The organism is Gordonia hydrophobica NBRC 16057 (assembly GCF_001592365.1).
Lineage (GTDB): Bacteria > Actinomycetota > Actinomycetes > Mycobacteriales > Mycobacteriaceae > Gordonia > Gordonia hydrophobica.
Window position 1 is genome coordinate 1 of record NZ_BCWU01000022.1, and the last position, 16,464, is coordinate 16,464.

Annotated in this window: 1 protein-coding gene and 1 pseudogene; both read right to left on the reverse strand. The window is 67.8% G+C overall.

Features of this window, described 5'->3' with window-relative positions; genetic code table 11:
* On the reverse strand, nucleotides 1-6,886 hold a 6,886-nt coding region (locus tag GH2_RS20975; protein WP_169802492.1), incomplete at its 3' end, for a non-ribosomal peptide synthetase.
* An 83-nt stretch (nucleotides 6,887-6,969) separates the two neighbouring features.
* Nucleotides 6,970-16,434: pseudogene (locus GH2_RS20980) on the reverse strand (amino acid adenylation domain-containing protein); the annotation flags it as partial.
* Between the last annotated feature and the right edge of the window lie 30 nt (nucleotides 16,435-16,464).

Below are 16,464 nucleotides of genomic sequence, written 5' to 3' on the forward strand. Positions count from 1 at the left end.
CGACCAGATCGTCACCGTCGATCGGCAACTCATCCAGCCCCCACCGCAGGCGGTTCACCACCGCATCGTGCGGCAACGTGACACCCTTCGGGCGACCCGTCGACCCCGACGTGAACAACGTGTACGCCGCATGCGACGGAGACAACGAGCCCAACCGCTCAGCATCGGTAACCGGCGCCGTCGACAGATCCACCTCACCCGAGGCGTCCACCGCGATCACCCGCACCGACTCGTCCAAACCCGCGATCGGAGCCGGAACATCCAGCCCCGCATGCACCAACGCCACCGACGCACCCGCCGTGGTCAGCATGTACTCCACCCGCTCAGCAGGCGTCGCCACATCAACAGGCACATACTGACCACCGGCGGCCACCACCGCATGGATGGCCACCAGCAGCTCTACCGACCGCGGAATACAGATCGCCACAGCCACATCCGGGCCGACACCGGCCGCAATCAACTCCCGGGCGAGGACATTCACCCGCGCACCGAGCTCCGCGTACGACACACTCCGATCCCGGAAGACCAGAGCCTCCCGATCCGGATTGGCCGCGACACTCGCCGCGAGGGCTGAAGCCAGATCCTCCGACGGCAGGTACCGATCCTCACCGATCTCCAGCGCACCGATCAGCGCACGCTCGCGAACGCCGAGCAGCGGCACATCGCCGACAGCGATGGAAGGATCGGCCGTCAGTCCGTCGAGCAGCGAGACGAATGTGTTCGCCATCGCATGCACCGTCGCCTCGTCGAACAGATCGGTCGCGTAGACCACCGCGCTGCTCCAGTCGCCGGTCGGCGCGGAGTTGATCATGAACGTCAGGTCCACCTGAGCGGGCACCGCGTCCTGCTCCACGCCGGAGAACACGAGTTCGCCGACCGGGATCTCGACGTCCCTGGCGGCTGCACCCGGATCCAGGGTGAGCATCACCTGTGCCAGCGGGGCGAAGGCCTCACTGCGCACCGGATCGACGGCGTCGACGACGGTCTCGAACGGCACATCCGCGTTCTCGAACGCAGCCAGCGCGCCACTTCGGGTCCGGACGACGAGGTCGGCGAAGGACTCGCCGAGATCGACTCGGGTCCGCATCACGAGGGTGTTGACGAACATGCCGATCAGCGGTTCGAGTTCCTGACGCCCGCGCCCGGCGACCGGGGTCGACACGGCGACGTCGTCGGTGGCGGACAGGCGACCGAGGTAGGTCGCCAAGGCCGCGTTGAGCACCATGAACGGCGTTGCGCCGGTCTGGGCGGCGAGGTCGCCGATCCGTTCCGCGATCGGGGCCGGAATGGTGAAGCCGAAGCCGCGGCCCTGGCCCGACGCGACCCGGGGGCGCGGACGGTCGTACGGGAGTTCTAGCAGGTCCGGAATGCCGTCGAGCGCGGTCCGCCAGTAGTCGAGCTGCCGACCGACCACCGAGGTCGGGTCCTCGGGCGAGCCGAGGACGTCGCGCTGCCACAGCGCGAAGTCGGCGAACTGGATGTCGAGTGGAGCGAACTCCGGCTCCATTCCGCTGCGACGTGCCATGTAAGCGGCCACGAGGTCGCTGATCATGGGACGCAGGGACTCGCCGTCGGCGGCGATGTGGTGAACCACCATCGCCAGTACGTGCTCGTCGGGTCCGACGGGCAGCAGGCGGATGCGCAGGGGCCACTCGGTGGACAGATCGAAGCCGGTCGTGACGGCACTCTCGACATCGCTCATGGACGTGGCGAGCGCCCAGTCCAGCCGCTCCGGCACCTTCTCCGCGCCTTCGATGGTCTGCTGCGGAACACCGTCCACCGCCGGGAACACCGTGCGCAGTACTTCGTGCCGAGCGACGAGGTCGGCGAACGCCTTGCGGAGTGCGTCGACGTCGAGCGGCCCGCGGAGCCGCATCACGTTCGGCAGGTTGTAGGTGCCGTTCTCGGGCTCGAATCGGTTGATGAACCACATGCGCTGCTGCGCGAACGACAGCGGGATCGACGCCGGACGCGGAACCATGGCGGTCACCGGCGGCAGCGCCGGGCTGCGACCGGCGGCAGCTGCGACGAGCTGCCGCACCGACGACGCCTCGAAGATGTCGCGGATGCCGATGTCGGCACCGAGTGCGGCCGATGTGCGCGACGCGAGACGCGCGGCGATCAGAGAGGTTCCGCCGAGGTCGAAGAACGATTCGACGACGCTCACCTGATCCACGCCGAGGATGTCGCTGAAGACCGCGGCGACCAACTGCTCCTGCTCGTTGGCGGGTGCGACGTACTCCGCGCCGGAGAGCACCGGTTCAGGCAGCCGCTTACGATCCACCTTGCCTGCTGCGTTGACCGGCATCTCGTCCAGCAGCATCCACACGGCCGGGCGCATGAACGGCAGAAGCCGCTCCGATGTGAACTCTCGGAGTTCGTGCTCCTTCACGCCGTCGAGCGTGACGACGTAGGCAACCAGGAACTGACCGCCGACCGGACTGTCGGCGACGATCGTCGCCACCTCGCGGACGCCCGGTGCCGCCATGATGACCGACTCGACTTCGCCGAGCTCGAGTCGCTGACCGCGGAGCTTCACCTGGAAGTCGACGCGACCGAAGTACTCGATCTGACCGTCCGCAGCCCAGGCGACGACGTCGCCGGTCCGGTACATCCGCGATCCGGCCGGTCCGTTGGGATCGGCGATGAAGCGTTCCGCGGTGAGCCGAGTCTGCGACGTGTACCCGCGGGCCATCTGCATGCCGCCGAGGTACAGCTCGCCGGGGACGCCGATCGGTACCGGCCGGAGCCGCGAGTCGAGGATCTGTGCGGTGGCGTGCGGCGTCGGTCGACCGATCGGCACCGAATGCAGACCGGATCCGACCTCGGCGATGGTCGAGTAGATCACCGTCTCCGTCGGGCCGTACTGGTTGTGCAGAGACGCCTGTGGCCAGACGCGATGCATGTCGTCGGCGACGGAGGGGTTCAGCGCCTCACCGCCCACTTGGACAGTGCGGATGGTGCGCATAGTGGCGAGTTCGGCGTCGCTGAGTTCGGTCAGCATTACGGCGAGCATCGACGGGACCACCATCATCGACGTCACGCGATGCTTCTCCACGTAGGCGCGGATAGCCCACGGGTCGCGCTGTTCGCCCTGCCCGACGAGGATCAGGGTGCCTGCGCTGATCGCCGGGCGGAACAGGTCGAGCACCGACGGATCGAAGGTGAAGTCGAGGACTGCGAGGATCACCTCGTCAGCGGTGAAATCGTGATCCCGATGATCCGCGTGCAGCATGGCCATCGCGGCGCGATGGGTGACCGTGACGCCCTTCGGCACACCGGTGGAACCGGACGTGAAGATGGTGTACATCGCGTTGTCGACGTACAGTACGCCGTTGCGTTCCGCCTGGGTGAGGGTGGAGGTGTCCCCCACGACCGGTGCCGACGCGTCGACGGTCACTACGCGGGTCGTGGCAGCGTCGGCCCAGTCCGCGACGTGGCTCGCCTGCGCCGCAACGAGGACGACTCGAGCGCCGCTCGTCTCGACGATGTAGCGGGCGCGATCAGCGGGAGCGTCGATGGCGATCGGGACAAAGTGACCACCCGCGGTGACCACCGCGTGACACGCGATCATCATCTCGAGCGAACGCGGCGTGCTGATGGCTACGGCGACGTCTGGCCCCACGCCGAGTGCGACCAGGCGCCGCGCGAGCACGTTGGTGCGAGCCACGAGTTCGGCGTAGTCGAGTCGGCGTTCGCCGTCGATCACCGCGTCGCGCCGCATGTAGCCGGGCGGGAAATGATCGAGGAGGTCGGCGAGGGTTCCGACCTTCGCGCTGTAGTCCCGGTAGGTGTCGATTCCGGACCACGCTCGGATCTGTCGGCGTTCGTTCTCCGCGACGATGTCGATGTCACCGACCAGGACGTCGGGAGTGGAGACGATAGCGGTCAGCGCTCGGACCAGACGTTCGGCGGTCGCTTCAGCCGTCGACCGATCGAACAGGTCGGTCGCGAACGTGACCGACCCGGTCCACGGCAGACCCGCGTCCGCGGTGCTGACACCGAACATCAGGTCGACCTTCGCGATGGCCGTGCCGTCGTCGAACGGAGAAACGGTGAGTCCGCCGGGCGCAGTGACCGGGCCGGCGACCTGTGTGTTGTGCTCAACGGAGAGCCACACCTGAGTCAGTGGCGCGAATGCCTCGCTGCGCACCGGATCGACGGCCTCCACCACCGACTCGTAGGGCACGTCGGCATGGGCGAATGCGGCGAGGTCGGTGTCCCGGATGTCGGAGAGGAGTTCGTCGAACGTCGCTCCCCCGTCGACCCGCGATCGGAGCACGACGGTGTTCACGAACATGCCGACGAGGGGGTCCAGCGCGCGCTGCCCACGACCGGCGAAGGGAGATCCGATCGCGAGGTCGTCGCTGCCAGAGAGACGCGACAGCACGACGGCCAGTGCCGCATGGACCACCATGTAGCTGGTGACACCGCGCCGCGCGGCGAGCCGGTTGATGCCGTCGGCGACGTCGGCCGGGATCTCGAACTCCGCGAGGCCGCCCCTACCGGTGGCGACCTGGGGGCGCGGACGATCCGACGGCAGGTCGATCACGTCGGGCAGGCCCGCGAGCTGCTCGGTCCAGTACGAGAGCTGTCGTCCGACCGGTGACTCCGGATCGTTCGGCGAGCCGAGGACCTCATGCTGCCAGAGCGCGTAGTCCGCGTACTGCACTTCCAGGGGTTCGAAGACCGGCGTCTCGCCGGCTGCGCGTGCGATGTAGGCGCCGATGAGGTCCCCGACGAGCGGCGCGAACGATTCGCCGTCCGAGGCGATGTGGTGCATCACCACGGCGAGGACGTATTCGCCCGGAGAGGCCTCCCAGATCCGAACGCGGATCGGCCAATCCTGGGACAGGACGAATCCGGTCGTCACTGCTTCTTCGATGTCGCGCTGCGACCCGACGTACCGCCAATCGAGGTGATCGGCGATCTGGTCGACGCCGTGAATCATCTGGAACGCATTGCCGTCGACATCGGGGAATGTGGTCCGCAGGGTCTCGTGCCGCGCCACCACGTCGCCGACAGCCGCACGCAGGGCCGTGACGTCGAGGTCGCCGCTGATGCGCAGGGCCACCGGGATGTTGTACATGCCGGTGTGCGGGTCGAGCTTGTTGATGAACCACATGCGCTGCTGCGCGAACGACAGCGGGATCGGCGTGGGGCGCGGGTCGATCCGGTGCACCGGAGTCACTGCGGGGGCACGGCCGGCGACCACCGCGACGAGTTCGCGGACGCTGGGGGCGTCGAAGACGTCGCGGACGTTCACCGCGACACCGAGCTCATCCGAGACACGTGCCGCGATCCTGGTCGCGGAGAGACTCGTGCCCCCAAGATCGAAGAACGATTCGGTGACACTCGCGCGGTCGGAGCCGAGCAGGTCTGCGAACACCTTCGCGACGACGGCTTCCTCCGACGTCGCGGGGGCGACGTACTCGGCCGCCTGGAAATCCGGGGCCGGCAGAGCCCGTCGGTCGACCTTGCCAGCACTGCCGAGCGGCATGTCCGCCAGTGCGACCCAGGTGGTGGGTCGCATGTATTCGGGAAGTCGCGCCGCCACACTTGCGACGACTGCGTCGAGATCGACATCGTCCGGTGCCAGGTACCCGACGAGTTGTTGGCCACCGCCTGGAGCGTCGACCACCGTCGCCGCCGCATGCACCACGCCAGGAGCCGCTGCGATCGCCGATTCGACTTCGCCCAGCTCGAGGCGCTGACCACGAAGCTTGACCTGGAAGTCGGTACGGCCCAGGTACTCGATGGCACCGGCCGCATTCCAGCGCACCAGGTCGCCCGTGCGATACAGCCGCGCGCCGGGCTCCCCGAACGGGTCCGCGATGAAACGCTCAGAGGTGAGGTCGCTCCGCGAGGCGTATCCGCGAGCGAGCTGGACACCGCCGAGGTAGAGCTCGCCGGGGACGCCCATCGGGACGAGCGACAGTGACGGATCAAGCACGTACGTCTGCGTCGCGGGAACCGGGACGCCGATCGGCACGGACAGCTCGTCGGCCGTCACCTGCTGCGCAGTGACGTCGACGGCGGCCTCCGTCGGGCCGTACAGGTTCTGCAGTTCAAGACTCGGGAGTGCTTCGAGCACCGGTGAGGCCACCGCCGGGGTGAGCGCCTCCCCCGAAGTGAAAAGGACACGAAGTCCGGTGAGCTCCCGGAGTCGGTCGCCGAGGACATCCGTGAACGCCGACAGCATCGACGGGACGAAGTGCACGATCGTGACCGACTCGCTCGCAATGAGGTCAGCCATGTACTCGGGATCGCCGTGCCGACCGGGCTCTGCGATGACCAGCGTCGCGCCGAGTGCGATCGGCAGGAACAGCTCCCAGACGGACACGTCGAACGTGATCGGCGTCTTCTGGACGAACACGTCCTCGGCGCCCAACGCATACCAGTCGCGCATCCACTCGAGTCGATTCACGACAGCCTCGTGAGAGACGGTGACGCCCTTCGGCAGGCCCGTGGAACCGGACGTGAACAAGGTGTAAGCCGCGGTGGCCGGAGGGATCGCGATCTGCGGATCGGGCAACGACGCTCCGAGCGGCGTTTGAACCGGCCCCGAGCTGTCGACGCCGTGCACCGTGGCGAGTCCGCGATACCGTTCCTCGGCCGCGGCGGTCTCGCCCGCGACCAGAACGAGCTCTATACCCGCCGTATCGGCCATGTATCGCGAACGCTCGTCCGGCAGTGCTGCATCAAGTGGCACGTAGTGCCCGCCGGCCGCCACGATCGCGTGGATCGCGACCAGCAATTCGACGGATCGCTCGATCTGCACCCCGACCGCGACCTCCGGGCCCACCCCCGCGGCAGCAAGACTGCTGCCGAGTTCGGCGACGCGAGCCTGGAATTCGGCGTGCGATACGCGCCGGTCGCCGAACACGAGAGCGGTTCTGGATTCCGTCGCTCTCGAATTGGTCAGGTCCGACACGTTCGACCGCTCCTCACTCAGATTCGGTTGGTTCATCACTGTTCTTCTCCTGCCGCCACAGCCAGGAGATGCTTCGCCCGCGGCCTCGATTGAGCACCGCGCGACCACGTCAAGATCGCTGCCGTCTCGTCCGCGGTCATGAGTGGTGCCGCACTGACGGGAGCCTCCGGCCACTGCGACTCGTGATCGAGGAACGCGGCGAGCCGCTCGAGGATACGCCGCGCCGTCGCCTCGTCGAAAAGGTCGGTCGCGAAGATCAGACTCAAGTCCCAGTCGCCGGTGCTGTCAGCGGCGACTGTGATGGACAGGTCGTACTGAGCCGGCGCCACCAGCGGTTCGAGCGGAGTCACCGTCAATGCACCGACTTCGGCACCGCTGTCCGGCGTCCGATCCACCACGGTGAGCATCACCTGGGCGAGCGGCGAGAATGCCTGCGACCGCACCGGCTGCACACGTTCGACGATCGCTTCGAACGGCACATCAGCGTGGGCGAAAGCTTCGAGATCCGCATTGCGCACTTCACCGAGAAGATCGGTGAAAGTGGTGCGGGGCGCCACCGGGGTCCGCAACACCAGGGTGTTGACGAACATGCCGACGAGCGGTTCGATCGCCTGCTGTCCGCGCCCGGCGATCGGCGTCGCCACCGTGATGTCATCGGTCGCCGACAACCGGGACAAGAGGGCGGCGAGCGCCGCGTGGACCACCATGAATCGGGTGACACCGTGGTCTCGTGCCACCTGGTCGATCCGCTCGCCGACGGCGCGGCTGAGGGGAATACGGACAGTGGCACCGTCGTGGGTGGCGACACTCGGCCTCGGCCGGTCCATCGGCAGATCGAGGACGCCCGGCGCCCCCGCGAGCTGATCGGCCCAGTAGTCGAGCTGTCGTCCGACCACTGAGGTCGCGTCGTCCGGTTCACCGAGTTCGCGACGCTGCCATAGGGCGTAGTCGGCGAACTGAACGTCGAGCGGCATGAACGTCGGTGCCGAGCCTGCCGCGCGCGCCAGGTAAGCAGTCACGATGTCGCCGATCAACGGACGCATCGATTCACCGTCGCCGACTAGGTGATGCATCACGGCGAGCAGCACCGACTGTGTGTCGGACACCCGCAGCAGACGAACTCGGAAGGGCGGGCCGGCGGCGACGTCGAACCCCGTTGCGGCCGCGTCGTACAGTGCGGCCTCGTCCGACACGATCTCCCAGTCCGGCTCGGCGGTCGACGAACCGATCGCGTGGATCAGCTGGTACGGCTGGCCGTCCACGGCGGGGAAGGTGGTCCGCAGGATCTCGTGCCGGTCCACCACGTCACGGACGGCCTGCTGCAGCGCCGTCACGTCGAGTTCACCGTCCAGCTTCACGCCGATCGGGATGTTGTACGTGGCGGCACCGGGTTCCAGCTGGTTGATAAACCACATGCGCTGCTGAGCGAACGAGAGCGGGATCCGCTCCGGTCGCGGATCGACGGCGGTCACCGGCGGCAGTACCGGGGTGTCCGAGCCGGTTCCGGCCTTGGCAGCGAGCGCACGAACCGTGTCGGATTCGAAGACGTCGCGCACCGAGTAGGCGACACCCATCTGATCCGTCAGCCGGGCAGCCAACCGTGCCGCAGACAACGAGTCGCCGCCCAGCGCAAAGAACCCGGCCGTCGCCGAGACCTCATGAGCGTCCATGTCGAGAACGGCAGCGATCACTTCGGCGACTGTCTGTTCCGCACCGTCAGCCGGGGCGATGTAGTCGACCGTCTCGAGCTCGGGTTCCGGCAGGGCCCGCTTGTCGAGCTTGCCGACCGGAGTCAACGGCAATTCGTCGAGGATCGTGAATGCCGACGGAACCATGTATGCGGGCAGGCGCCGCGACGCGAAGGCCCGGAGATCGTCCACGTTGAAGCCTGCGCCGGCCGGGACCACGTAGCAGGCCAGAGCGCTGGCGACCGATCCCCCGACGCCGATCACGACGGCGGATGCGACGTGCTCGTAGTCCGCGAGGACGGCCTCGATCTCGCCGAGTTCGATGCGAAGTCCGCGCAGTTTGACCTGATCGTCGGAGCGGCCGGTGTACTCGAGCGTCAGCGATCCGTTGGGCGCGTGCGTCCAGCGCACCACGTCGCCGGTGCGGTACATCCGGGCTCCGGGGGCGCCGTGCGGATTCGCGGTGAACCGCTCGGCGGTCAGCCCGGGGCGGTCGAGGTAACCACGCGACAGCGCGCCACCCAAGACGTACAGCTCGCCCGGCAGGCCGATCGGCACCGGTCGGAGGCGGTCGTCGAGGACCATCAGGTCCACGCCGCCGATCGGTCCGCCGAGGCGGACCGGGTCGCCGACCGACATGGCGTCACTGATGGTGATGCCGATGGTGGTTTCGGTTGGCCCGTACAGATTGTGGAACTCCACGGCTTCGGCCCACCGGTCGACGACCGGCTGTGGCACCGCTTCACCGCCGGCGGCGATCGACTTCAGACTCGGCACGCGAGCCGGATCGAGTGTCGACAGCACCGACGGGGTGAGGAAGGTGTGGGTGGCACCGGTCTCCGCGATGAAGCGCTCGAGTTCTGGGCCGCCGACCGCATCAGCCGGGCGATACGCCAGCGTGCCGCCGTTGACCGTTGCGAGAAGGTATTCGAGCACTGAGGCGTCGAAGCTCGGCGAGGCGAAGCCCAACACCACGGGGCCCTGGCCCGCGTTGAGTCTCGTGGACTCCTGGGCCGCAAAGTTCGCAAGCCCGGAGTGTGTCACTGCGACACCCTTCGGGCGTCCCGTGGAACCGGAGGTGTAGATGATGTACGCCATCGTCGACACGGAGATCGTTCCCAGTCGTTCACTCGGATCGATGGCGTCTGCGGACATCGCCGCGACCTCCGATGCGGTCGCGACCTCGTCGAGCGTCGCCCATTCGAACCCGCGCGACGGCAGATCTCCGGAAGCGTTCACGGACAAGCCCAACACCGCAGCGGAGTCTTCGACCATCGCCGTCACACGATCGGCCGGGTACTCCGGGTCCACCGGCACATACGCGCCGCCGGTCTTCGCGACCGCCCAGATGGAGGTGAGCAGTTCGACGGACCGTCCGATGGCCACTGCCACCGGACGCTCAGGTCCGACGCCCTTGCCGATGAGCCACCGGGCCAGGCGGTTGGACGCCTCGTCGAGCTCTGCATACGTGCAGCTCGCTCCGGTGCCGTCGATAACGGCAACCACGTCAGGTGAGCTGCGGACGGCCTGCGCGAACAAGTCGGGCAGCAGGATCGGCTCAGTTGCGACACCACCGCTGACCGGCAGCAGGGCTGTCGCGTCTGTTGCGGAGAGAATCGGCAGGTTACCGCATCGTGTCTCCGGCGATTCGGCAGCGGCCCCGACGATCTCCCGAAGCACCGAAGCGAAGACCGACACCTGGTCCTCGTCGAATGCCGACGGCAGGTACTTGAGCTTGAATTCGACGGCGGACCCGCGGCGGGATGCCGAGAGGTTCAGCGGGTAATGCGTCGCGTCTTCGGTCTGGGCGTCGAGCAGTTGCAGGCCACCCGCCGCCGAGGCGTCGATGCCCGCCACCGAATCGACGTCGACCGGGTACGACTCGTAGACGGTCAGCGTGTCGAACAAGGCCGGCAGCCCGGTCTGCGCGATCAGGCTCGGCAGCCCGAGGTGCTGGTAGTCCAGGACCGTGACCTTGTCGGCCTGCATCGAGGCGAGCACATCGAGGACAGAGGCGTCGGGATCGACGTCGACGACCGCCGGAATCGTATTGATGAACATGCCGATCATCGACTCGATGCCTTCGATGTCGGGCGAACGACCAGCGACGGTCTCCGCGAACGACACTGCCCGGTTACCAGTGAATCGCGACAAGAACACGGCCCACGCGAACTGCACGATGGTCGCCATTGTGACGGCGTTCTCTCGTCCGAGCGCATCGAGACGATCAGACACCTCTTCACTGATCTCGAAGATGAAGTCGCGCGGCGGTGCGTCCGCCGAAGGTTCATGACCCGGCGCGACCAGCGTCGGCTCGGTGATCGGCGCCAGGATCTGGCGCCACGCGTCGAGACCCGCGGTCCGATCGACGGCGGCCACTGCGCGCGCATGGTCGGCGAAGTCGCCCGTACCTGCGCCCGGCAGACTGCTCGTGAAGGTCTGGCCGGTCGCGTACAGGGTCAGCAAGTCGGCGAGTACGAGCGGACTCGACCAACCGTCGACGAGCAGATGGTGGTTGGTGATGACCAGCTCGGCCCCGCGGTCATGGCGCACCAGTGCCGCACGAATGAGCGGCGGCCGTGCCATGTCGAACGGTGTGCGGCCCTCGTCAGCTCGGATACGGGCCACTTCGGATTCGATGTCGACCGTGCTGCCGCGCAGGTCGATCTCTCGCCACGGCATCCGCACTGCATCCGGGACCACCGTCAACGCTGCACCCGTCGATACTCGAACGAATCCCGATCGCAGGACGCGTTGCTTTTCGAGAAGCGTGTCGAACGCTTCGTGCAATCGCTTCCCGTCGATCTCTCCACCCAGTGTCAGGGCAGTCTGCGTGATGTAGACGTCGAGTGACCCTCGTGGATCGTCGGAGGCCTCCGCCAATGCGGCCTGGAAGTACAGGCCCTCTTGCAGCGGGGTCAGCGGCCAGACAGCCGGGTTCTGATAGCGGTCGGCGATCTCGTCGAGGTCGCTCTGTGCGATCTCCACCCCCGGCACGTCCACCGTGCTGAGGCCGACGTCGCCGCCGCCGCGCACAAGGTCGACGATGGCGCGGAGTTCGTCGTCCCAGTAGCCGGCGATCTCCCGCACCGAGTCGACGTCGAACAGATCCGGCGCGAAGGTGAACAGCGCTTCGAGTTGCTTCGCCTCACCGCCGACTGTGCTGACGTTGATCCCGAAGTCTGTCGGCGCCGACATGCGCCCGACGACCGAGCCCGGAAGATGGGGGCCGTCCGACACCGGCAGGAACTCGTCGTGCTCATCGTTGTCGGTCGGTGCCGTACCACTGCCGAAGTAGTTGTACATGAGGTTCGGCAGTGGGCGACGTGCCAGTTCGGACTCCGAACCAGATCGCAGAAGGCCGAACCCGACGCCGCCCGCCGGGCGCAGCACTCGCGCGTCCTTGGCCGACTTGATCGCGTGCACGATGTCTCCGGAGGCGTCGACCGCCAATGGTGACAGGCTGGTGAACCAGCCGACGGTCCGTGACAGGTCGATGCGGTCGCCGCCGATGCTGATCGACTCGTCACGGCCGTGGCTCTCGAGTTGGACGGCGATCGCCTGGTCGTCGTCGAGGCCGCGGCTCACCTGCCACTTGCGTACGGCGCGTGCGAGGGCACCGAGGAGGACGTCGTCCACGCTGCCGCCGAACGCGGCGGGGACCTGCGTCAGGACCTCTCCGGTGACGTCGGCGGACACGCGATGCACGTGCGACCCCTCGTTGCGCCACAACGCCGGCGTCCGCTCCTCGGGCTGTCCGAGGGGCGTCGGTCTTGTGGGAAGCTGAGTCAGCCAGTAGTTGGTCTCGGGCAGACGATCTGCCACCTGCTCGGCGAGCAGGTGCGCGATTCGCCGCTGCGACGTGGCCTCCGGCCTGAGCTCGATGGCCCGGCCCTGCGTGTGCTGAGCCCACGCCGTCACGAGGTCCTCGACGAGGACCGACCAGGACACGGCGTCGACGCCGAGGTGATGGATGGCGACGACCATGCGCCGCCAGTCGCTTCCGGTGACGACGCCTGCTCCGAAGAGCAGCCCTCGCTCGGGATCCATCGCCTCCAACAACCGTCGATGCACGTCGAGGATGCCGGTGTCGCGGTCGTCGGTGCTGTGCACATCGAGGACGTCGAGAACGGTTCCGGAGCCCGCGGTGAAGCGCCAGGACGCACCGTCGCGCGCCAGCACCGCGGTGAGCATCGGGTGCGCGTCGGCGACGGCGGCCAGGACCGGAGTCAGGTCCTCGGTCCGTGCCGCGCGCGGGAAGTTGAACACGATCGCCTGCGAGAAGTCGGCGAAGTCCGCCGGCTCCGACGAGTGCTCGATCATCCACGAGACGACCGGGGTCACCGGCAGGTCACCGTTGCCGCCGCCCGGCAGCTCGGGAAGGAGTTCGGCTTCGTCGCCACCGTTCGCTCCGGCGGCCATCGCTCGAATCGTCTTCAGTTCGAAGATGTCCTTCGGCGTCAGGTGCAGTCCGGCCGCCTTCGCCGCGGACGACAGCTGAATCGACATGATCGAGTCGCCGCCGAGCGAGAAGAACGACTCGGTGACGCTGATCCGGTCGTCGCCCAGGAGTCCGCCGACGATGCGCGCGAGCGCCTCTTCTTCGGTGTTCGCCGGCGCGACGTACGCCGATTCCTTGGGCGCGTGCGGCTCCGGCAGCGCTGTGCGGTCGAGTTTGCCCGCCGGGGTCAGCGGGATCTCGTCGATCGCGATCGCCTGGCTCGGCACCATGTGAGCCGCGAGGCGCTCGGCCGCGTCGGTCAGCACCGCATCGGTGTCGATCGACTCGCCGGGCTTGGCGACCAGGTAGGCGACGATCTCGGTGTGCTTGCGTCCACCGCGGTCGGAGTCGACGCCGATCACGACGGACTGGGCGACGCCCGGTTGGCTGTCGAGCACGGCCTCGATCTCTCCGAGCTCCACTCGTTGGCCGTTGATCTTGACCTGGTAGTCGGCGCGGCCGGCGAACTCGAGGTTGCCGTTCTTGGTCAGCTTCACAAGGTCGCCGGTCGCGTACATCCGTGAGCCCGGCTCACCGTACGGGTCGGCGATGAAGCTCGTCGCCGTCAAGTCGGGCCGTCCGAGGTAACCGCGGGCGAGGCCCTCGGTCGCCAGGTACAACTCACCCACCACACCCTGCGGGACCCGGTGGAGACGCGCATCGAGGATGTGCGCGGTGAAGCCGTCGTTCGGCTTGCCGATGGTGACGGGCTTGCGCGCTTGCATGCGTGAGCGGGTGGCCCACACGGTGGCTTCGGTGGGGCCGTAGCAGTTGAAGATCCGTCGACCGCGTTCGGACCACCGTTCCACCAGCTCCGGCGGGCAGGCCTCGCCACCGGTGGCGAGGTTGCGCACGTACTGGGCCCGCTCGGGATCGACCGTCGCCAGCACCGACGGCGTGATGATCATGTCCGTCACCTCGTCACGCTCGAGCACGGTGGCGAGGGCGTCGCCGGCGAACTCGGTGTGCGGTGCGATCACCAGGGTGTGTCCGGCGGGGATGGCCCACGCCATCTCGAACATCGACGCGTCGAAGCTCGGGGATGCGACGTGCAGGATCCGGGTGTCCGGCTCGTCCTCCGGCGGTCCCGCGGTGATCTTGGCGAGCGACTCGACGAAGTCGACGATGCCGGTGTGCGAGACACCGACGGCCTTCGGCCGACCCGTCGATCCCGACGTGTAGATCAGGTACGCAAGGTTGGTCAGGCGCACGGAGCCGTTGCGTTCGGCGGGCTGGATGTCGTCGCCCGAATCGGCTTCGGCTTCCAGGTCCGGCAGGAAGACCCAGTCGCAGGCCGACTCGCCGAGCCGTTCCCGGGTGGTCTCGTCGGTGATGCCGATGGCGACTGCGGAGTCGTCCAGCATGTACGCGATGCGGTCTTCGGGGTACGCCGGATCGATCGGCACGTACGCCGCACCCGACTTGATGACGCCCCAGGTGGCGAGAACCGATCCGATGGACCGCTCCATGCCGACGGCGATCACGTCTTCCGGGGTGACGCCGCGGGCCAAAAGTGCGCGCGCGATCGCATTGGTGCGCTCCTCGAACTCCTCGTAGTCGAGTTCTTCGCCGTCGCAGATGAGGGCGGGGTGCTCCAGGTCCAGATCACGCTGGGCGAGGAGGTCGATGAGCGTGCCCTCTTCCACGTCGCCGCCGAGCCCGACGGTGGCGCCGGTCTCGAGCGGCGCTCGGACCGCTGCGGCGGCGACCGGCTTCGAGTCGGCAGCGCCGACGATGTCGATGTCGCCGACGGCTACGGACTCGTCTGCGACCATCGCTTCCAGCACTCGCTGGTAAACGGCGGCGAACCGCCGAGCACTGGACTCGTCGAACAGATCGGTGGCGTAGATGAACTCGGTCACCATGGGCGCCGTCTCGGTGCGGGGGCTCACGGTGACGGTCAGGTCGAACTTCGCTTCGACCGCGTCGGAGGTCATCGGCCGCGCTTCGATTCCCGCGAGGGCGATCGCTTCTGAACTCGACGGGGTGTCGGTGTACGTGAAGGAGATCTGGGCCAGCGGCTGGTAGGCCGTCGACCGATTGGGGGCGAAGGTCTCGACGAGGTCGTCGAACGCCACCTGGTCGTTGGCAAAGGCGTCGAGAACACCGGTGCGGACGCCGGCGAGGAGGTCGCCGACAGAGCTGCTCGGGTCCACCTGCGTGCGCAGCAGCAGGGTGTTGACGAACATGCCGACGAGCGGTTCGAGTGCTGCGCCCGACCGGCCGGCGACCGGCGTCGCGAGAACGACGTCGGACGTCGACGCGAGGCGAGCGACGGCGACGGCGAACGCCGCTTCGGTCACCATGAACGGCGACATGTTGTGGCGGCGTGCGAGTTCCGCGACACCGTCGGCGACGGCGTCGGCGAGGTCTCGACGGACGAGGCCGCCCGCACTGCTCAGCGAGGCCGGACGCGGCCGGTCCATCGGGAGGTCGGTGACCTCCGGCAGACCGGCGAGCGCGGCCCGCCAGTAACCGAACTGCTTGCCCAGGACGCTGTCGGCATCGGCGGTGTCGCCGAGGACGTTCTGCTGCCAGATCGCGTAGTCGGCGTACTGCACGTCCAGTGCAGGCAGGCCGGGGTGTCCCTCAGCCCGGCGGGCGTAGGCGCCGAGGAGATCCTGGAACAGCACGGGGATCGACTCCCCGTCCATCGCGATGTGGTGGATCGTGATCGCAACGTTCAGGCCGTCGTCGGTGCGCTGGATGCGCCCGCGGATCGGGAGCTGACGTGAGACGTCGAACCCTTCCTGAGTCGACGCGATGAGCGAGTCGAGGGTCGGTGCCTCGGCCCAGTCGAACATGGCTCGGGCTGCCGCGGCGGGCAGCACTTCCTGGACGGGTCCGCCGTCCACCGTCGGATAGATCGTGCGGAGGACTTCGTGCCGCTCCACGACGTCGCGGACCGATTCGGCGAGCATCGCGACGTCGACGTCACCGGTCAGCGTGAGGGCTGTCGGAATGTTGTAGGAGCCGGAGGTCGGGTCGAACTGGTTGATGAACCACATCCGACGCTGTGCGCGGGAGACCGGCACCGGCTGCGGTCGCGGTTCGACCTTGACGATCGGAGCGATGCGCCCGGAGGCTTCGCGGACGATGGTGACGAGTTCGCGGACCGACGGTGCATCGAACACATCGCGGACCGTCACCTCGGCGTCCAGTGCCTCGCCGGCACGGGCCGCCAACCGCATCGCCGACAACGAATTGCCGCCGAGATCGAAGAAGCTGTCGGTCACACCCACGCGCTCCACACCCAGCACCTCGGCGAACGCCTCGGCCACCGCATCTTCGCCCGGCGTCGCGGGCTCCACGTATTCCCCTGCGGTGAATTCCGGAGCCGG